Source organism: Pseudomonas sp. GW460-12-10-14-TSB1 (assembly GCF_017349775.1).
Taxonomy (GTDB): Bacteria; Pseudomonadota; Gammaproteobacteria; order Pseudomonadales; family Pseudomonadaceae; genus Aquipseudomonas; species Aquipseudomonas piscium.
Genome location: NZ_JACNAC010000053.1, coordinates 1 through 18,873, shown reverse-complemented (window position 1 = coordinate 18,873; position 18,873 = coordinate 1). Strand labels below are relative to the sequence as shown.

Sequence of the window (18,873 nt, the reverse complement as noted above, 5' to 3'; positions counted from 1 at the left end):
TTTTTCGGGGGGGCGTCAAGCAAGTTTTGAAAAAAAGTTTAATTATTACCGCCGCTTACGTTCCCACCCCGATTTGAGTGCAATTACTCGGACGGCGGCACGTAGCCGTCGGCCTTGGCGTATTCCTCGCCGGAGAAGAACTTGTCCATCTCGCCCTGCAGGTATTTGCGGTCTTCGGCGTTCATCATGTTCAGGCGTTTTTCGTTGATCAGCAGGGTCTGGTGTTTCTGCCAGTCGGCCCAGGCCTTGGCGGACACATGCTCGAAAATTTCCTGGCCCTTGGCGCCCGGGTACGGAGGGCGCTCCAGGCCCGGCAATTGTTCTTTGTACTTGCGGCACATTACGGTGCGGGTCATTGCAACTCTCCTGCGTTCAATACGTCGGCCGCGCGTTTGAGCAGTTTTTTCACCGGGGCGGCAAGGCCCAGGCGCGGCGGGGTGGCGAGGTTATACCAGAGCCAGTCGGCCTCGGCCACGTGATGGGCGGCGGCCTGGACCTGGACCAGCCAGGGTTCGATGGCCAGCTGGAAGTGGCTGAAGGTGTGCACCAGCCCGGGCATTTCCTGTTGCTTGCCCAGCTCCAGCGAGTGCTGCGAAGCCAGGTGTTCCAGGTCCGCCAGGTCGTCCAGCTCCGGCAGGCTCCACAAACCGCCCCACAGGCCGCTGGAAGGCCGGCGGTACAGCAGGATGGCGCCTTCGTGGTTGGCCAGCATCGGCATCAGCGTGCGTTTCTGCGGGACGGCCTTGCGTGGCTTGGGGATCGGGTAGCGGGTTTCCAGGCCCAGCATGTGCGCTTCGCAGCCTCTTTCCAGGGGGCACAGCAGGCAGCTGGGCTTGCTCCGGGTGCAGAGGGTGGCACCCAGGTCCATCATCGCCTGGGTGTAGTGGTTCACCCGGGTCTGCGGGGTAAAGCGCTCGGCCGCGGCCCACAGCTGCTTGGCCACCTTGGGTTCGCCCGGGTAGCCCTCCTGCGCGGTAAAGCGCGCCAGCACCCGCTTGACGTTGCCGTCGAGGATCGGCGCGCGCAGGCCCATGCTGATACTGGCGATGGCGCCGGCGGTGGACAGGCCGATGCCCGGCAGCTCGGTGAGCTTTTCCACGTCGCGGGGAAACTCGCCGCCGTATTCGGCGACCACTATCTTCGCTGTCTTTTGCAGGTTGCGGGCGCGGGTGTAGTAACCCAGGCCGGTCCACAGGTGCAGCACTTCGTCTTCCGGTGCGGCGGCCAGGGCCTGGACCGTCGGCAGCGAGGCCATGAACCGGTCGAAGTAGTTGAGCACGGTGCTGACCTGGGTCTGCTGCAACATGATTTCCGAGACCCATACCCGGTACGGGTTGATCTCCTGCTGCCAGGGCAGGTCATGGCGGCCATGGCGGTCGTACCAGTCCAGTACCGCCGGTGCGAACTGCTCGGCCCTCATCGTTTGAACAGCCCCTTGAGTGCGTTTTTCAGTTCCGGGCTGACCTTGTCGCCGAGCTTCTCATCGAGCTTTTCGCTGAGGCGATCGCCGGCCAGCTTGGCCGCGACCTGGCCCAGGCCGTCACGGTCCAGACGGCAAGCCTTGGCGCCCAGTTCCAGCGGGCCGCGGCAGCGCAGCGGCAGTTCGATACCGACAAAACGTTCGCCGACCTGGCAGGCCGGGTCCGGCATGTCGCTCTTGTCGCCTTCGACGACTATGCCGACGCGGTAATCCATGCCCAGTACGCGCAGGTCGATGTCGCCATTGCCTTTGACGCTCATGCCGGGGATGCGCACTTTCAGGTCCGGGTTGCTGGCCACGCCGTTGCGCAGGGTCAGGTTGCCCTTGAGTTCCTGGAAGGGAGTGTCCTTGCCCCGTGGCTCGCTGCTCAGGGTCTTGCGGTTCAGCGTGGCGATGCCCTGGCACACTTGCTGTTCGAGGTTGGCATTGAGCAGCACACCGTTGTTGACGACGAAGCTGGCGTTGCCGTTGAGGCTGTCGACCAGCGCCTTCTGGCTGTTGCCGCTGCTGGTCAGGTTGCTGTCGAGGGTCACCAGGCCCTTGACCGGTGGGGTCTGCCCCTGGCTTTCGAGGATGCGCTCCACCGGCACCCGGTTGATCTTGGTCTGCAGGCTCAGCTGTGGCGTCGGCTGACGCACGTCGAGGTTGCCGCTGGCCTCGAAGCTGCCGTTGTACAGCTCGCCGCGCAGGCCTTCGAGTTTCAGCAGGCCGCCCTGGCCGTTGGCCTTGAGCGTGGCGTTCTGGATCGGCAGCTTGTCCAGGGTCAGCTGGCCGAAGCTCAGGTCGGCGTTCACATCCAGCTTGCTCAGGCGCTCCACCGGCAGCAGGCGCTCGGTGCTCCAGGCGCCCTTGGTCGGCGCGTCCGGCAGCGGCGAGTTGCCGGGCCCGGCGACGGCGCTGGCTTCGCTGCTCTGCACTTCGGCCTTGCGCGCCACCGCGGCGCTGTTGGCTTCGGCGGACTTCGGCGGCAGGTAGCGGTCGACGTTGAAGGTGTCGGCCTTGAGCTGGGCGCGCAGCGCTTGCTTGGCCAGGTCTTCGATCGCCAGGCGGCCGCTGATGTTGCTGTCGTCGAGTTTCAGGTTGATGTTTTCAAAGGCGACGCTGTTCGGCGTGGCGGACAGGCGGCTGACCAGCTCGACCTTGCTCAGGCTGCCCTCGGCCATGGCCGGCAGGGTCTGGCCGATGCTGTCGATGAACTTGGCCAGGTCGAACTGGGCGATGGAGATGCCGCCGTTGAGCTGCGGAGTCTTGTCCAGGTCGTTGACCTTGAGCTCGCCGATGGCGCGCAGTTGGTTGAGCGAGAGCTTCAGGCTGTTCCACTCGGCAACATTGGCGGCCTGGTCCAGCAGCAGCTGGCCCTGGGCGGCGAAGGTCAGGGTCTTGCCTTGCAGCGGATCGCCGGCGGCTTCGCCGGACAGCTTCATGTCTTCGAACTGGTAGCGCTTGAGCGCGCGGTCGAAACGCAGCTCGCCCTTCAACTCGGTGCGCACGCGCACGGCCGGCTGGGTGCTGGCGAGGAAGGCAGTGAGCTTGACCGGGGTATTGGTCGCTTCGTGGATCGGCCCGGTGCTCAGCTGGATGCTTTCAGCAGTGAACTGCTTGCCGCTCTGTTCGTCGTTGTATTCCACCCGGGCGTTGTTCACGGTCAGGCTGTCGATATCCAGGCGGATCGGCTGCGCCGGTTTTTCCGTGGTGGCCGGGGCGGCGGCGGTGGTTTCGCCGGTGCTGGTGGCCGGGGTTGCGGCCTGCTTGTCGGCGGGGGCGACCTTGCCGATATCTTCCCAGTTGCCGTGCCCATCCTTGTTACGGGTCAGGCGCAGGTTCAAGCCTTCGACACGCACATCGCTCATCTGCACTTCGCGGCGTAGCAACGGCAGTACGCGGACTGACAGGCCGAGCATCTGCAGGTCGGCGAACGGCTGGGTCGGGTTGGCCAGGGTGGCGACGCCGGCTTCATGCAGTTCCAAGCCGAGCCAGGGGAACAGGCTCCAGCCGATATCGCCATTGAGCGTCAGCTCGATGTGGGCCTTGTCGCGGGCTATCTGGCGAATTTCTTCTTTGTAGTCGTTGGGATCAAACAGGTGAGTCAGGGCGAAGCCGAGAGCCACGATGATCAGCAACAGCCCGAGAAGTACCAGACCCAGGATTTTGCCGAACGCTTTCATGGGCGAGTCCTTGTAGTGTCGAATTCGAATTTAGCCAGGGAGTATAACGCCCCGGGCCTGGCCACTGGTCACTGATCGCTTTGGAGCACATCCAGCGGTATCTGCAGCTTGGCCGCCAGCCCCTGGGCTTCGAGGTGCCCGGCGGGGGCCAGCAGGCGCAAGGTGGCGCCGTGCCGGGCGGCCATTTTCTGTGCTTCGCCCACCAGTCGCTCGGCCACGCCACGGCGCCGGGTGATCTTGCGCACACACAATTGGGACAGGTGCCAGACGCCTTGGTGTCGTTGCAGGCGCGCGGCGCCCAGCAGGCGGTCGTTGAAGCGCCCGGCGATCAGGCTGCCGTCGCCCAGGGCGGTTTCGAGCAGTTCCTGGTCATCGCGCTGCGGCGCGAACAGCCAGGGTGGGGCATCGCGGTAGATCTTCTGCAGGTCCTGCTGATCCTGATAGCTGGCTTGTTTCAGCGACTCGACAACGATGGGCATGGGGGATCCTGTGCAGAGCGAAGGAATGGCTGGCCATTATCGGCAGCAGCGCGCGGGCTGGCGAGGGGCAGGCATCGTCGACGGGGCCGCGCAGGCTTCTGTAGGAGCGAGGCTTGCCCGCGAAGCGTTCTGCCTGACACACCGCATAACGCCCATCGCCGGCAAGCCTGGCTCCTACAGGAGCGTTATTGCCATCTTGCGGAGCAGATGATGCGGAAAAGGTGATGGCAGTTTGCTCTTTCTGTCACGAGCAAATGGTAATCTCTCGCAGTTCATCTGCCCTTCTGCGACTAAAAGTCGCACTCTATGGAGCTTCACTCGATAAAACGGCCACGTCTGCGTGCAAAGGTCGTGAGTGAAGAGTGGCCGGCGAATAATTCCAATAATTGGGGGAAACATTCATGAGCACTAGCACCGAGGCGGGCGCCATTGCCGCCCAGCCGGCGTTCTTGTCCAAAGAACGCATCATCGCCAAGCCCGGTTTCAACCGTTGGCTGGTTCCACCGGCCGCTCTGGCCATCCACCTGTGCATCGGCATGGCCTACGGCTTCTCGGTGTTCTGGTTGCCGCTGTCCAAGGCCCTGGGCGTGACCGCTCCGGTGGCCTGTGCCCCGGACATGAGCTTTATCGCTCAGGTCTTTTCGTCCCAGTGCGACTGGCCGATCTCGATGCTCGGCTGGATCTACACCCTGTTCTTCATCTTCCTCGGCTGCTCCGCGGCGATCTGGGGCGGCTGGCTGGAACACGCCGGCCCGCGCAAGGCCGGTGTGGTGTCGGCGCTGTGCTGGTGCGGCGGCCTGCTGATTTCGGCGCTGGGTATCTATACCCACCAGATCTGGCTGATGTGGCTCGGCTCCGGCGTGATCGGCGGTATCGGCCTGGGCCTGGGCTACATCTCGCCGGTGTCGACCCTGATCAAGTGGTTCCCGGACAAGCGCGGCATGGCCACCGGCATGGCGATCATGGGCTTCGGTGGTGGCGCGATGGTCGGTGCGCCGCTGGCGGCGGCACTGATGAGCCACTTCGCTTCGCCCACCGGCGTCGGCGTCTGGCAGAGCTTCCTGGTGATGGCGGCGATCTACTTCGTGTTCATGATCGGTGGCGCACTGTCGTACCGCGTGCCGCCGACCGGCTGGAAGCCTGAGGGCTGGACCCCGCCGGCGAAAAAAGCCGCGAACGCGATGATCACCCACCGTCACGTACACGTGAACGTGGCCTGGAAAACCCCGCAGTTCCGCCTGGTATGGCTGGTGCTGTGCCTGAACGTTTCCGCCGGTATCGGCATCCTTGGCATGGCTTCGCCGCTGTTGCAGGAAGTCTTCGCCGGCAAGCTGCTGGGCAACGAACTGGCCTTCGGTCAGCTGGATGCCTCGCAACTGGCGTCGATCGCCGCGATCGCCGCTGGTTTCACCGGCCTGCTGAGCCTGTTCAATATCGGTGGCCGCTTCTTCTGGGCGTCGTTCTCCGACTACCTGGGCCGCAAGAACACCTACTTCGTGTTCTTCGCCCTGGGCTTTGCCCTGTACGCGCTGATCCCGAACCTCGGGCACCTGGGCAACGTCGCGCTGTTCGTGGCGGCGTTCTGCATCATCCTGTCGATGTACGGCGGCGGTTTCGCCACGGTTCCGGCCTACCTGGCGGACCTGTTCGGCACCCAGATGGTGGGCGCGATCCACGGTCGCCTGCTGACTGCCTGGGCGGCGGCGGGTGTGCTTGGCCCGGTGCTGGTGAACTACCTGCGTGAGTATCAGTTGAGCATCGGCGTCGAGCGCGCCGCGGCCTACGACATCACCCTGTACATCCTCGCCGGCCTGCTGGTGCTGGGTTTCCTGTGCAACCTGCTGGTGCGTCCGGTGGCCGACAAGTACTTCATGACCGACGCCGAACTGGCCGCCGAACAGGCGCTGGGCCATGACAAGGGCGCGGACAGCACCACCGTGTTGGAGTGGAAAGCCTCGTCCGGCAGCGTGCCGCTGGCGGTCGCCGCCTGGCTGGTGGTGGGCATTCCGCTGGCGTGGGGCGTGTGGGTCACCCTGCAGAAGACCGCGGTGTTGTTCCACTAAGCACCTTTGCGCCTGGCACTGCTGCCAGGCGCACAGCCTTTCCTGTAGGAGCGAGGCTTGCCCGCGATCGGGGGGGCGCGCGGTGTGCCAGAGATACCCGGTCAGCATTCATCGCGGGCAATCGAGCGTCGACCGGCCGCTCCTACATGTCATGACAGGTATGTCCCCGGCTTTATTGGGTTCAGCCCGTCAGGATCTTGTCCTGCGTGTTCCTGTTTAGCCGCCGTCCGGCCTATAATGATCGCCTTTTTCGCCCAATGATTTTGCGGAGCTGGTGATGGCCGAACGTAAGGCGTCCGTCGAGCGCGACACTCTGGAAACCCAGATCAAAGCCTCGATCAACCTGGATGGCACCGGAAAGGCCCGATTCGATATCGGGGTTCCCTTCCTTGAGCACATGCTGGACCAGATCGCCCGTCACGGGCTGATCGACCTGGATATCGAAAGCAAAGGCGACTTGCATATCGACGACCACCACACCGTGGAAGACGTCGGTATCACCCTGGGTCAGGCCTTCACCAAAGCTATCGGCGACAAGAAGGGCATCCGTCGCTACGGCCACGCCTACGTGCCGCTCGATGAAGCGCTGTCGCGCGTGGTGATCGACTTCTCCGGTCGCCCTGGCCTGCAGATGCACGTGCCTTACACTCGCGCCACCGTGGGCGGCTTCGATGTCGACCTGTTCCAGGAATTCTTCCAGGGCTTCGTCAACCACGCCAACGTCACCCTGCACATCGACAACCTGCGTGGGCACAACACCCACCACCAGATCGAAACCGTGTTCAAGGCTTTCGGCCGCGCACTGCGCATGGCCGTGGAGCTGGATGACCGCATGGCAGGGCAGATGCCTTCGACCAAGGGCGTGCTGTAATGCAGACGGTCGCGGTTATCGATTACGGCATGGGCAACCTGCACTCGGTGGCCAAGGCCCTCGAGCACGTCGGCGCCGGCAAGGTGCTGATCACCAGCGATGCCAATGTGATTCGCGAAGCCGACCGGGTGGTATTCCCCGGCGTCGGCGCGATTCGCGACTGCATGGCGGAGATCCGTCGCCTGGGCTTCGACGCGCTGGTGCGTGAAGTCAGCCAGGACCGTCCGTTCCTCGGCATCTGCGTGGGCATGCAAGCCTTGCTCGACCACAGCGAAGAGAACGACGGCGTCGACTGCATCGGCCTGTTCCCGGGCCAGGTGAAGTTCTTCGGCAAGGGCCTGCATGAAGACGGCGAGCACCTGAAAGTCCCGCACATGGGCTGGAACGAAGTGAAACAGGCGGTGAGCCACCCGCTGTGGCACAACATCCCGGACCTGGCGCGCTTCTACTTCGTGCACAGCTACTACATCGCCGCCGGCAACGCGCGGCAGGTGGTCGGTAGTGGTCACTACGGTGTCGATTTCGCCGCGGCGCTGGCCGAAGGTTCGCGTTTCGCCGTGCAGTTCCACCCGGAGAAAAGCCATACCCATGGCCTGCAATTGCTGCAGAACTTCGCGGCGTGGGACGGTCGCTGGTAAATGGCGGTCAAGAAGACCAAGGCGCCGATCCTGACCCTCACACCCGAGCAGGAGAGTGAGGCCAATCACAAGATCCAGCGCTTCATGGAAGATCGCTTCGAGCTCGACCTGGGCTCGTTCGAGGCGGCCGAGATTCTTGAACTCTTTACCCGCGAAATTGCTCCGCACTATTACAACAGGGCGATTTTCGATGTGCAGGCCCAGCTCAAAGAGCGGTTCGAAAGCATCGAAAGCGACCTGTGGGCGCTCGAGAAAAACTGATTTCCGAGTGAAGCTGAACAATCGAATTTGAAGGTTTGCCAGATGCTGATTATCCCCGCTATCGATCTCAAAGACGGTGCCTGTGTACGTCTGCGCCAGGGCCGCATGGAAGATTCCACGGTGTTCTCCGATGACCCGGTGAGCATGGCTGCCAAGTGGGTGGAGGGCGGCTGCCGCCGTCTGCATCTGGTCGACCTGAACGGCGCTTTCGAAGGCCAGCCGGTCAACGGCGAAGTGGTCACCGCCATAGCCAAGCGCTACCCGAACCTGCCGATCCAGATCGGTGGCGGCATCCGTTCGCTGGAAACCATCGAACACTACGTCAAGGCCGGCGTGAGCTACGTGATCATCGGCACCAAGGCGGTGAAAGAGCCTGAGTTCGTCGCCGAAGCCTGCCGCGCCTTCCCGGGCAAGGTGATCGTCGGCCTGGACGCCAAAGACGGCTTCGTCGCCACCGACGGCTGGGCCGAGGTCAGCAGCGTGCAGGTCATCGACCTGGCCAAGCGCTTCGAAGCCGACGGCGTGTCCGCCATCGTTTATACCGACATCGCCAAAGACGGCATGATGCAGGGCTGCAACGTACCCTTCACCGCTGCCCTGGCCGCTGCCACCAAAATCCCGGTGATCGCTTCCGGCGGTATCCACAACCTGGGCGACATCAAGGCCCTGCTGGACGCCAAGGCTCCGGGGATCATCGGCGCCATCACCGGCCGGGCGATCTACGAAGGCACCCTCGACGTCGCCGAGGCGCAAGCCTTCTGCGACTCGTACCAAGGCTGAGGACTCACCATGGCGCTGGCTAAACGCATCATCCCTTGCCTGGACGTGGACAACGGCCGGGTGGTCAAGGGCGTCAAGTTCGAGAACATCCGTGACGCCGGCGACCCGGTGGAAATCGCCCGTCGCTACGACGAGCAGGGCGCGGACGAGATTACCTTTCTCGACATCACCGCCAGCGTCGATGGTCGCGACACCACGCTGCATACCGTCGAGCGCATGGCCAGCCAGGTGTTCATCCCGCTGACCGTGGGCGGTGGCGTGCGTACCGTGCAGGACATCCGCAATCTGCTCAACGCCGGTGCGGACAAGGTCTCGATCAACACCGCGGCGGTGTTCAACCCCGAGTTCGTCGGCGAAGCGGCGCAGCATTTCGGCTCGCAGTGCATCGTCGTCGCCATCGATGCGAAGAAGGTTTCCGGGCCGGGCGAAACTCCGCGCTGGGAGATCTTCACCCATGGCGGGCGCAAGCCTACCGGGCTGGACGCGGTGGAGTGGGCGAAGAAGATGGAAGGCCTGGGCGCTGGCGAGATCCTGCTGACCAGCATGGATCAGGACGGCATGAAGAACGGCTTCGACCTGGGGGTGACCCGCGCCATCAGCGATGCCCTGGGCATTCCGGTGATCGCCTCGGGGGGCGTCGGCAACCTGCAGCACCTGGCCGACGGCATCCTCGAAGGCCACGCCAGCGCAGTGCTGGCGGCGAGCATCTTCCACTTCGGCGAGTACACCGTGCCTGAGGCCAAGGCCTACATGGCGCACCGCGGTATCGTCGTCAGATAGCCACTGGACAGCATGGCGGGCTCGCGGCACTCTTGAGCACGCCATGGATTCCGGTAGCCCGTCATGTTCAAACGTCTTCTTCTTGTTCTTGCCAGCGCTTCGGTTCTCTTCGCCGCAAGCGCTCGCGCAGCGCAAACGCCGGACACCTCCCTGGTGTTGCTGACGGAAAACTTCCCCCCCTACAACATGGCCAAGAACGGCAAGAACTTCGCCCAGGGCGAGAATATCAACGGCATCGCCGTGGATATCGTCCGCGAAATGTTCAAGCGTGCCGGGATCAATTACAGCCTGACCCTGCGCTTTCCCTGGGAGCGCATCTACAAGCTCGCCCTGGAGCAGCCGGGGTATGGCGTGTTTGTCATGGCGCGGCTGCCGGACCGGGAGCCGCTGTTCAAATGGGTCGGCCCCATCGGCCCGGACGACTGGATCATGCTGGCCCGGGACGACAGCAAGATCGCCCTGCAATCCCTGGAGCAGGCGCGCAAGTACCGGATCGGCGCCTACAAGGGCGACGCCATCGCCGAGACCCTGGCCAAGCAAGGACTCAAGCCGCTGGTGGTGCTGAGGGACCAGGACAACGCCAGGAAGCTGGTGGGCGGCCAGATCGACCTATGGGCCACCGGCGACCCCGCCGGGCGTTATCTGGCCAGGCAGGAAGGCGTGACCGGGCTCAAGACCGTGCTGCGCTTCCACAGCGCCCAACTGTACCTGGCGCTGAACAAAGAAGTACCGGACGAGACCGTCGCCCGGCTGCAGGCCGCGCTGGACCAACTGCGCGAGGAAGGCGTGGTGGAAGAGATCATGGGGCGCTATCTGTAGGCAGACGCAGCTGAATATCGCGGGCAAGCCTCGCTCCTACGGATTCAGGTGGTTTGCGGCAATCGAGCCAGACGCCGCTTCTGTAGGAGCGAGGCTTGCCCGCGATGCATTCGAACGTCCGCCGCCAATCCTCAGCGGTAAACCCCATCCTTGCCGTGCCCAACCATCGCCCTGTTGCTGCGCACGCTGATCATCAACTCGATATCGATCCAGTCGATGCCCTGGGCCTTGAGCCTGGGCAGTTCGCGTTCGAGCACGGCCAGGGTCTGCGGGTAGGGATGGCCGATCACCACCGCCGAACCCTGCTTGTGCGCCAGGTTGATCGCGGTCTGCAACTGGTGGCTGATGGCGTCTTCGGTGCGTTCGTCGTCGAGGAACACATCGCGGGACACACTGGCCAGGCCGATCTTCTGCGCTTCGGCGGCGGCCACGGTCTTGGCGCTGGTGCGGCTGTCGACAAAGAACTTGTGGCGGCGCTGCAACTCGGCCATCAGCCAGGCCATGGCCTGGGGCTGGGAGGTCATGCGGCTGCCCATATGGTTGTTGATGCCGCTGGTGTAGGGCACGGCCTTGAAGGCGGCGTTGAGGCGTCTTTCCAGCTCATCGATGGGCAGCTCGGGGTGCCAGGCGAAAGGGCCGGTGGCCGGGTCCATGGGCATGTGCAGGATGACGATCTTGCCGGCGCGATGGGCTTCGCGGGCGAACTCGGCGGCGTGGGGCGTGTCGGGCATGATCGCCGTGGTCACCGGGCCGGGCAGGGCGAGTACGCGGCGATCGCGGGGCAGGTTCTGCCCGAGGTCGTCGATGATCAGGCTCAGGTAGGCCTTGCGCGGGGCGGGCTCGGCGGCCTGGGTCGAGGTGAAGGCGAGAAGGCACAGAAGCCCGATCATGAGCCTCCACGACAACCGTGGGTGGGGTTGGCGGTGGTTGGTCATGGGGATTTGAAGCATAAGGTTCGGGTAAGGCCTTGGCGGGGTGTGGCGATCATGATGACGCCATCGCGAGCAAGCTTCGCTCCTACAGAGGAGGCGGCGGGCTTGCTCGCGATGGGTTCCATCACTTGCTGCGGGTGATGCTCAAGCCCTTGAGCAGGCTGAGGGCCTGGGCCAACTGGTAGTCATCGTCCTGCGGCATCGGCTTGGGCTTGCTGCCGGAAGCGGTCGGCTTGTCGGCGCCGCCGTTGCCATTGCCCAGGTGACCTTGCAGGTCGGCTTCCTTGAAGTACTCGTTGTCCTGCGCTTCGTTGGTGATCTTGGCGCGGCGCACCTCGATGTCCGGCACGATGCCCTGGGCCTGGATCGAGCGGCCGTTCGGGGTGAAGTACAGCGCGGTGGTGATCTTCAGCGCACGCTCGTTGTTCAGCGGCAGCACGGTTTGCACCGAGCCCTTGCCGAAGCTGGTGGTGCCCATCAGCACCGCGCGTTTCTGGTCCTGCAGGGCGCCGGCGACGATCTCCGAAGCCGAGGCGCTGCCACCGTTGATCAGCACCACCATAGGTACCGCTTCGCTTTCGTCCTTGCCGGTGGCGGAGAAGCGCAGCTCGGAGTTGGCGATGCGGCCCTTGGTATAGACGATCAGGCCCTTGGTGATGAAGTGGTCGACCACTTCCACCGCCGATTGCAGCACGCCGCCGGGGTTGTTGCGCAGGTCGAGGATGATGCCGTTGAGCTTCTTGCCGTTGTCCTTGCGCAGCTTGGCCAGGGCCTTGGACACTTCCTCGCCGGTCTTGACCTGGAACTGGGTGATGCGGATATAGCCGTAGCCCGACTCCAGCAGTTGGCTCTTCACGCTCTTCACCTGGATGGTGGCGCGGGCCAGGGTCACGTCGAACGGCGCACCGCCGTCGCGTACCAGGGTCAGGGTGATCTTCTGGCCGATCTTGCCGCGCATCTTGTCCACGGCTTCGGTCATGCTCTGGCCGCGGGTCGGCTGGCCATTGATCTTGACGATCAGGTCGCCGGCCTGGATGCCGGCCTTGGACGCCGGGGTGTCGTCGATCGGCGACACCACCTTGATGATGCCGTCTTCGGAGCCGACTTCGATGCCCAGGCCGCCGAACTCGCCGCTGGTGCTTTCCTGCAGCTCGGCGAAGTCTTCAGGGCCCAGGTAGGCCGAGTGCGGGTCGAGGTTGCTGAGCATGCCCTTGATGGCGTTTTCCAGCAGGGTCTTGTCGTCGACAGGTTCGACATAGGCGGCCTTGATCCGGTCCATGACCTCGGCGAAGGTGCGCAGCTCTTCGAGCGGTAATGGCGCCTTGGTGGTCGTGGCGGCTGTCGATTGAGCGGTTTCGGCGGCAAACGCCAGGGGCGCACCGATCACCAGAGCGATCGTCAGGGCCAGCGAGGTGAGGCGGGACAAATGCAGCATGTCGAACGAACTCCTGAATGAGATGGCGCGCTTATCCTTGCGCGCGGCACCATTGTGCCGGGTCGCTTGGGCGACCCTGCTGGCGAATAGCGAAGTACAGCGCAGGCGCGCCCTGTCCGCCACTGCTACCCACAGTGGAGATGGACTCGCCGGCCTTGACCACATCGCCCGCTTCTTTAAGCAGCGTCTGGTTGTGTCCGTAGAGGCTCAAGTAGCCGTTGCCATGGTCGAGGATCACCAGCAGGCCGGCGCCGCGCAACCAGTCGGCGAACACTACGCGGCCGCCGTGGACGGCATGCACCTGGCTGCCGGCCGAGGCGCTGATCATCACCCCGTCCCACTTGGTCCGGGCATCGTCGCCGCGGCTTTCGCCGAAGCGCGCCAGCAGTCGACCATCAACCGGCCATGGAAGTTTTCCCCGGGATGAAGCAAAAGGGCCTCCATAGGAGGCGCCTGCGCTGGAAACCAAGGGGCCGGGCGTCGCTCGGGGCGGCTTGCTCGGGCTGTCGTCGGCATTGGCCTGGGCCTCACGCAAACGCTTTTTTTCGGCTTCCTGCTGGGCGATCAGCGCTTTCTGTCGCGCTTCCTCTGCCTCTCGGGCCTGGCGGGCCAGGGTTTCCTCGATGGTTTTCAGTACCTTGCCCAGATCGGCCTGGTCCTGTTCGCGGGCCTTGAGCTTGTCGCCACGGGCCTTCACGTCGTCATTGAGCTTGGCCAGGGCCACCTGGCGTTCCTTGCGGACCTTGTCGAGCTCTTCACGCTGGGTGTCGAGGCTGCTTTTCTGCACCAGCAGCTGGGCTTGCTGCAGGGAGATTTCCTTTTCGACATTGGCCAGCTGGCGCAGGGTCTCGTTGAAATTCTTCAGCTGCTCCAGGCGGGCCTGGCTCAGGTAGTCGTAATAGGTCAGGGTGCGGGCGAATTTTTCCGGGTTCTGCTGGTTGAGCAGCAGCTTGAGGTACTCCTGACGGCCGTTCTGGTAGGCCGCGCGGGCCTGGATGGCGATCAGTTGTTGCTGTTCAATGCGCGCGCTCTGGAGTTTTTTTTTCTCCTCATCGAGACGTTGCAGCTCGGATTCGCTTTTCTTCAGCTCTTTCTGCAGGGCATCGACCTGCTTTTCCAGCTTGCCCATCTCGGTTTCGGTGCCGCGCAGGTCTTTCTGCACGCCGGATTTTTCTTCCTGCAGCTTGCCCAGCAGCTTTTTCAGCTCGGCAATATCCTGACGCGTGGCGTCCAACTGTTGTTGGGTTTGCGCGCGCTCGTCGGCGAAGGCCGGTTGGAGCAGGCAGATCAGAGCAAGGGTAATCAGGGCGCGAAGCATAGAGGCGGGCGACACCAGGGAAAGGGACAGCCTAGTATGCCCGCCCCTCGCTGCAAAAAAAACGCCTCAAAGCCAACTGCTTTGAGGCGTTCGTCATAAAAAGCCGTTTCCGGCCCATTATTCGGCGTTTTTGATATCAGACCAGTATCGAAGTGCCAGTCATTTCGGCAGGCTGCGGCAGGCCCAGCAACTTGAGCATGGTCGGCGCCACGTCAGCCAGGACTCCGCCTTCGCGGACTTTCAGGTTGCGCTTGCCCACATAGATGAACGGCACCGGCTCGCTGGTGTGGGCGGTGTGGGCCTGACCGGTGGAGGCGTCGGACATCTGCTCGACGTTGCCGTGGTCGGCGGTGATCAGGGCTTCGCCGCCGACCTTTTCCAGGGCCTCGACGATGCGGCCGACGCACAGGTCCAGGCATTCAACGGCCTTGACCGCCGCGTCGAACACGCCGCTGTGGCCGACCATGTCGCCGTTGGCGTAGTTGACCACGATTACGTCGTAGCGCTGGTTTTCGATGGCCTCGACGATCCGGTCGGTGACTTCCGGCGCGCTCATTTCCGGCTGCAGGTCGTAGGTGGCGACTTTTGGCGACGGGATCAGGATGCGTTCTTCGCCCGGGAACGGCTCTTCGCGGCCACCGGAGAAGAAAAAGGTCACGTGGGCGTATTTTTCGGTTTCGGCGATGCGCAGCTGGGTCTTGCCGTTTTTCGCCAGGTAGTCGCCCAGCACGTTTTCCAGGCTGCCCGGGGCAAAGGCCGAAGGGGCCGGAATGCTCGCCGCGTATTGGGTCAGCATGACGAAACCGGCCAGTTTCGGCTGGCGGGCGCGCTCGAATTCCTTGAAACCGTCCTCGACGAACACCCGGCTCAGCTCGCGGGCGCGGTCGGCGCGGAAGTTCATGAACACCACGGCGTCGCCGTCTTCGACCTTCACCGGCTCGCCAAGGGTGGTGGCCTTGACGAATTCGTCGCTCTCGCCACGCTCGTAGGCAGCCTGCAGGCCTTCCTGGGCGGTGGCGGCGTTGAATTCGCCCTTGCCGTCGACGATCAGGTTGTAGGCCTGGGCCACGCGATCCCAGCGGTTGTCGCGGTCCATGGCGAAGTAACGGCCGATCAGGCTGGCGATGCGGCCCTTGCCCAGGGTCTTGAAGGTTTCATCCAGCAGTTCGATCGACGATGCGGCGCTTTTCGGCGGGGTGTCGCGGCCGTCGAGGAAGGCGTGCAGGTAGATCTTCTCGGCGCCACGCTTGAAGGCCAGTTCGGCCATCGCCACCAGATGGTCCTGGTGGCTGTGCACGCCGCCATCGGACAGCAGGCCGAGGATGTGCACGGCCTTGCCGGCGGCCACGGCTTTATCCACGGCGGCGCAGATGGTCGGATTCTCGAAGAACTCGCCATCGCGGATGGCTTTGGTGACACGGGTGAAATCCTGGTACACCACGCGGCCGGCGCCGAGGTTCATGTGGCCGACTTCGGAGTTGCCCATCTGGCCGTCCGGCAGGCCGACATCCATGCCCGAACCCGAGATCAGGCCATTCGGCACGCTGGCGTACAGGCGGTCGAGGACCGGCTTCTTGGCCGCATAAATAGCGTTGGATTCGTGGCTCTCGCTGTGACCGAAGCCATCCAGAATCATCAGGACCAAAGGTTTAGGCGTGGTAGTCATAGATTCCACTCGTGGCTGGATTGGGAGAATGTTGGAAAAAGGGAGTGGCAGTTTAAAGCCAAGTTCCATCGGCGTCACCGCCGGGCGGGGTTTGGCCGACCCGGAGGGCTGTGTATACTGGCCGACATTTTAACGCCCTGGAACCTCCTTGATGGTTGCTCACCTGATTCAATTCGCCACTGAACACTACTTGCTCGTCGGCGCCTTCGTCATCTTGCTGGCTCTGTTGATCGCTCACGAGTTGAGCCGCGGTGGCCGCAGCCTCAGCACCCGCGAACTGACCGCGCTGGTCAACAGCGAGCAGGGCGTGGTGATCGATATCCGTCCGTCCAAGGACTTCGCCGCGGGCCATATCGTCGGCGCGTTGAACATCCCTCAAGACAAACTGGCCGCCCGCGTGGGCGAGCTGGACAAGCACAAGGCCAAGACCATCATTCTGGTCGACGCCCTGGGTCAGCACGCCGGCACCCACGCTCGCGAGCTGATGAAGTCCGGCTTCACCGCCGCCAAGCTGTCCGGCGGCGTTGGTAGCTGGAAAGCCGACAACCTGCCGCTGGTGAAGTGATATGGCTGCTGTCGTCGTCTATTCCAGCGATTACTGCCCCTACTGCTCGCGGGCCAAGTACCTGCTCGAGAACAAAGGCGTAGCCTTCGAAGAGATCAAGGTCGACGGCAAGCCGCAGGTTCGCGCCGAAATGGCCCAGAAGGCCGGGCGCACGTCCGTGCCGCAGATCTGGATCGGCAGCACCCATGTGGGCGGTTGTGACGATTTGTTCGCCCTGGAGCGCGCCGGCAAGCTCGACGCGCTGCTCGCGGCCTGACTACCCCCCCAAGATCAGCAAACCCTACATGACCCCGAGATCAAGAAGGATCTGAGATGACTGACCAACAGAACACCGCTGCGACCGAAGACGAATCCGCACCGCAATTCTCGCTGCAGCGCATCTATGTGCGTGACCTGTCTTTCGAAGCTCCGAAAAGCCCGGCGATCTTCCGCCAGCAGTGGGAGCCGAGCGTCGGCCTGGACCTGAACACCCGTCAGAAGGCGCTGGAAGAAGGTTTCCACGAAGTTGTGCTGACCCTGTCGGTCACCGTGAAGAACGGTGACGAAGTGGCGTTCATCGCCGAAGTGCAACAGGCCGGTATCTTCCTGATCAAGAATCTGGACGACGCTTCGATGAGCCACACCCTGGGCGCGTTCTGCCCGAACATCCTGTTCCCGTACGCTCGCGAAGCGCTGGACAGCCTGGTGACCCGCGGTTCGTTCCCGGCCCTGATGCTGGCTCCAGTGAACTTCGACGCACTGTACGCGCAAGAGCTGCAACGCCTGCAGGCAGCCGGTGAAAACACCGTTCAATAAGCCGCTGGGTTCCATGAAAAAAGCGCCGTTTCAGGCGCTTTTTTCATGTTTGGGCCCAAGGTTTCGAGGCTGACGCCGATAGCCGGCGCCGACCTGTAGCCGCTGCCGAAGGCTGCGATCGTCTCCGAAGGAGGCGCAAGGTCCTGAGAGCGCTGAAGGCCTTCGGCCTTATCGCAGCCTGCGGCAGCGGCTACAACGCGTCGCGCAGAGGTGGGTGGCTTATTTGAACCCTAGCTGGCGCCAGGCTTCGTAGACAGCCACCGCCACGGTGTTGGACAGGTTCAGGCTGCGGCAGCCTTCGCGCATGGGCAGGCGCAGGCGTTGTTCGGCGGGCAGGGCGTCCAGCACTTCGGCGGGCAGGCCGCGGCTTTCCGGGCCGAACAGGAAGGCATCGCCTTCGGCGAAGCTGGCGTCGTGGAAAGGTCGCGAGCCCTTGGTGGTGAAGGCGAACAGGCGCGGATGGCCTAGGCTTTCAAGGCAGCTGGCGAGGTCGGCATGGCGCTGCAGGGTGGCATACTCGTGGTAGTCGAGGCCGGCCCGGCGCAGGCGCTTGTCGTCCATTTCGAAACCCAGTGGCTCGATCAAATGCAGGTGGCAGCCGCTATTGGCGCACAACCTGATTACGTTGCCGGTATTCGGCGGAATTTCTGGTTGAAAAAGGATGACGTGAAACATGCACGGCTCCGAAGAAAAAGACAGGCCGCATTCTACGCCTGAAGCGGACTCCAGGCCGAAGCTAATGCTGCGGGTGTTCGGCTCGCTGGCGATCTTTGGCGTGATGGTCGGGCTGATGATCGGTCGCCTGACGACCCCGGACCCCACCGAGTTGCAGGAGGTGCAGGTCCAACCCAATGCCCTGGTGGTGTGGTTCAACAACGAGCCCAAGGTCCATGGCGAGCACGTCGACGGGGCCGTGGCGCTGCTGTTCGAGGCCGAGGGGCGGGCGCAGAAGGGCCAGTTGAAGATCAACGACAAAGATGCCAACTGGCGGGTGCGGGCGGCTGAGGAAGGCTTGCTGCTGAACGTGGTCGCCGCGCGGGCGCTGCACGCCGAGTGGTCGGGCAGCGAGGTCGATGGGCGCTGGCGCCTGGAGCTCCAGCTGCGCGAGGAATAAAAGAGGGGATTCCCGGCCTGCCTGTACCAAGGTCCCCAAAAGCGTGAGGGCTGGGCGCTGATTGCGCCGGGCCCGGTGTAAAGAGGGGAAGCCCCGGCCTGCCTGTACCAAGGTTCCCAAAAGCGTGAGGGCCGCGCTGATTGCACTGGGCCCGGTGTAAAGAGGGAATCCCCGGCCTGCCTGTACCAAGGTTCCCGAAACGGGTGGGGCTCGTCGCTGTGAGCGTGATGAGCCCGGGTGTTAAAGAGGGAATCCCTGGCCTGCCTGTACCAAGGTTCCCCAAACCGGGTGGAACCCGTCGCTGCGAGCGGTATGGGTTCCGGGTGTAAAGAAGGGGATTCTCGGCCTGCCTGTACCAAGGTCCCCAAAACGGGTGAGTGACTGCACTCGTAATCTTGTCTTTGCAGGGGGCGTGCCAATTTCGGCTTAAACGGTTAAGCGAATTTTCAAGAAATGCTGAAAGCCCCGGTTTCCGGGGCTTTCATCGTTCTGTGGATTTGTTCTGGCGAGAAACATCGAGGTCGCCCGCGGTGAAACCCCAGGTCTGTTCGCGCATTTCGGCAGTGCAGGCTCACCATTGCGGTGCACAAAAAGCATCGCGGGCAAGCCTCGCTCCTACAGAACACCTTCATCTGTAGGAGCGAGGCTTGCCCGCGATTGGCTCTGTCACTCGACACAGCACGAATGCCTTGCGCCGTAGCCGCTGCCGAAG

20 protein-coding genes are annotated in these 18,873 nt (G+C 63.4%); 11 read left to right on the top strand and 9 right to left on the bottom strand.

Annotated elements, in window-relative coordinates; translation table 11 throughout:
* Positions 1-83: 83 nt before the first annotated feature.
* The 4 genes from J4D52_RS24365 to J4D52_RS24350 all read right to left on the bottom strand — a co-directional run bounded on the left by J4D52_RS24365 (position 84) and on the right by J4D52_RS24350 (position 4,124).
* On the bottom strand, positions 84-356 hold the full coding sequence (locus J4D52_RS24365; protein ID WP_007921798.1) for an oxidative damage protection protein: 273 nt from the start codon (positions 354-356) through the stop codon (positions 84-86).
* A complete protein-coding gene (gene mutY / locus J4D52_RS24360; RefSeq protein ID WP_102677354.1) occupies positions 353-1,420 on the bottom strand; it encodes an A/G-specific adenine glycosylase in 1,068 nt (355 codons plus the stop codon). Before mutY ends, J4D52_RS24365 begins: the two co-directional genes overlap by 4 nt.
* Positions 1,417-3,645, bottom strand: coding sequence for an AsmA family protein (locus J4D52_RS24355; RefSeq protein WP_102677353.1), 2,229 nt, complete (start codon positions 3,643-3,645; stop codon positions 1,417-1,419). Before J4D52_RS24355 ends, mutY begins: the two co-directional genes overlap by 4 nt.
* 68 nt (positions 3,646-3,713) lie before the next feature.
* Positions 3,714-4,124: an acetyl-CoA sensor PanZ family protein gene (locus J4D52_RS24350; protein WP_102677352.1), complete on the bottom strand. Its 411-nt coding sequence runs from the start codon at positions 4,122-4,124 to the stop codon at positions 3,714-3,716.
* Positions 4,125-4,525: 401 nt separating this feature from the next.
* Between J4D52_RS24350 and J4D52_RS24345 the strand changes: the two genes are divergently transcribed.
* From J4D52_RS24345 to J4D52_RS24315, 7 genes are all read left to right on the top strand, one after another.
* Complete coding sequence (locus J4D52_RS24345) at positions 4,526-6,187, top strand: OFA family MFS transporter (protein WP_102677351.1); 1,662 nt, start codon at positions 4,526-4,528, stop codon at positions 6,185-6,187.
* 277 nt (positions 6,188-6,464) lie between these two features.
* Positions 6,465-7,058, top strand: a complete 594-nt coding sequence (hisB, locus tag J4D52_RS24340; protein WP_007921806.1) for an imidazoleglycerol-phosphate dehydratase HisB — start codon at positions 6,465-6,467, stop codon at positions 7,056-7,058.
* Positions 7,058-7,696, top strand: coding sequence for an imidazole glycerol phosphate synthase subunit HisH (gene hisH / locus J4D52_RS24335; RefSeq protein WP_025808284.1), 639 nt, complete (start codon positions 7,058-7,060; stop codon positions 7,694-7,696). The genes hisB and hisH overlap by 1 nt, the downstream gene beginning before the upstream one ends.
* Positions 7,697-7,957, top strand: coding sequence for a DUF2164 domain-containing protein (locus tag J4D52_RS24330; RefSeq protein WP_097306028.1), 261 nt, complete (start codon positions 7,697-7,699; stop codon positions 7,955-7,957).
* A 42-nt stretch (positions 7,958-7,999) separates the two neighbouring features.
* Positions 8,000-8,737, top strand: a complete 738-nt coding sequence (gene hisA, locus J4D52_RS24325; protein ID WP_007921811.1) for a 1-(5-phosphoribosyl)-5-[(5-phosphoribosylamino)methylideneamino]imidazole-4-carboxamide isomerase — start codon at positions 8,000-8,002, stop codon at positions 8,735-8,737.
* Between the two features lie 9 nt (positions 8,738-8,746).
* On the top strand, positions 8,747-9,517 hold the full coding sequence (hisF, locus tag J4D52_RS24320) for an imidazole glycerol phosphate synthase subunit HisF (protein WP_007921812.1): 771 nt from the start codon (positions 8,747-8,749) through the stop codon (positions 9,515-9,517).
* Between the two features lie 63 nt (positions 9,518-9,580).
* The gene (locus J4D52_RS24315) at positions 9,581-10,336 is read left to right on the top strand and encodes an ABC transporter substrate-binding protein (RefSeq protein ID WP_025808281.1); all 756 of its coding nucleotides are present in this window, start codon (positions 9,581-9,583) and stop codon (positions 10,334-10,336) included.
* A 131-nt stretch (positions 10,337-10,467) separates the two neighbouring features.
* On the opposite strand, the gene J4D52_RS24310 is transcribed toward J4D52_RS24315, so the two are convergent.
* From J4D52_RS24310 to gpmI, 4 genes are all read right to left on the bottom strand, one after another.
* Positions 10,468-11,226 carry a divergent polysaccharide deacetylase family protein gene (locus tag J4D52_RS24310; protein WP_063427829.1) on the bottom strand — a complete coding sequence of 253 codons (759 nt, stop codon included), beginning with the start codon at positions 11,224-11,226 and terminating at the stop codon, positions 10,468-10,470.
* 166 nt (positions 11,227-11,392) lie between these two features.
* A complete protein-coding gene (locus J4D52_RS24305) occupies positions 11,393-12,703 on the bottom strand; it encodes a S41 family peptidase (protein ID WP_025808279.1) in 1,311 nt (436 codons plus the stop codon).
* Between the two features lie 31 nt (positions 12,704-12,734).
* Positions 12,735-14,021 (bottom strand): murein hydrolase activator EnvC, encoded by a 1,287-nt coding sequence (locus J4D52_RS24300; RefSeq protein ID WP_102677350.1) that lies wholly within the window; start codon positions 14,019-14,021, stop codon positions 12,735-12,737.
* A 136-nt stretch (positions 14,022-14,157) separates the two neighbouring features.
* Positions 14,158-15,687: a 2,3-bisphosphoglycerate-independent phosphoglycerate mutase gene (gpmI, locus tag J4D52_RS24295; protein WP_025808276.1), complete on the bottom strand. Its 1,530-nt coding sequence runs from the start codon at positions 15,685-15,687 to the stop codon at positions 14,158-14,160.
* A gap of 151 nt (positions 15,688-15,838) precedes the next feature.
* On the opposite strand from gpmI, the gene J4D52_RS24290 reads away from it, so the two are divergent.
* From J4D52_RS24290 to secB, 3 genes are read left to right on the top strand one after another with little or no spacing between them, the layout of a single operon-like run.
* Positions 15,839-16,252, top strand: coding sequence for a rhodanese-like domain-containing protein (locus J4D52_RS24290; RefSeq protein WP_102677349.1), 414 nt, complete (start codon positions 15,839-15,841; stop codon positions 16,250-16,252).
* Between the two features lies 1 nt (position 16,253).
* Complete coding sequence (gene grxC / locus J4D52_RS24285; protein ID WP_007930824.1) at positions 16,254-16,508, top strand: glutaredoxin 3; 255 nt, start codon at positions 16,254-16,256, stop codon at positions 16,506-16,508.
* 56 nt (positions 16,509-16,564) lie between these two features.
* The gene (gene secB / locus J4D52_RS24280) at positions 16,565-17,047 is read left to right on the top strand and encodes a protein-export chaperone SecB (RefSeq protein ID WP_023970073.1); all 483 of its coding nucleotides are present in this window, start codon (positions 16,565-16,567) and stop codon (positions 17,045-17,047) included.
* A gap of 219 nt (positions 17,048-17,266) precedes the next feature.
* Here secB and trmL read toward each other — a convergent pair whose 3' ends face one another.
* The gene (trmL, locus tag J4D52_RS24275; protein ID WP_007930832.1) at positions 17,267-17,722 is read right to left on the bottom strand and encodes a tRNA (uridine(34)/cytosine(34)/5-carboxymethylaminomethyluridine(34)-2'-O)-methyltransferase TrmL; all 456 of its coding nucleotides are present in this window, start codon (positions 17,720-17,722) and stop codon (positions 17,267-17,269) included.
* On the opposite strand from trmL, the gene J4D52_RS24270 reads away from it, so the two are divergent.
* Positions 17,721-18,161: a hypothetical protein gene (locus J4D52_RS24270; RefSeq protein WP_025808273.1), complete on the top strand. Its 441-nt coding sequence runs from the start codon at positions 17,721-17,723 to the stop codon at positions 18,159-18,161. The genes trmL and J4D52_RS24270 overlap by 2 nt on opposite strands.
* Positions 18,162-18,873 lie beyond the last annotated feature (712 nt).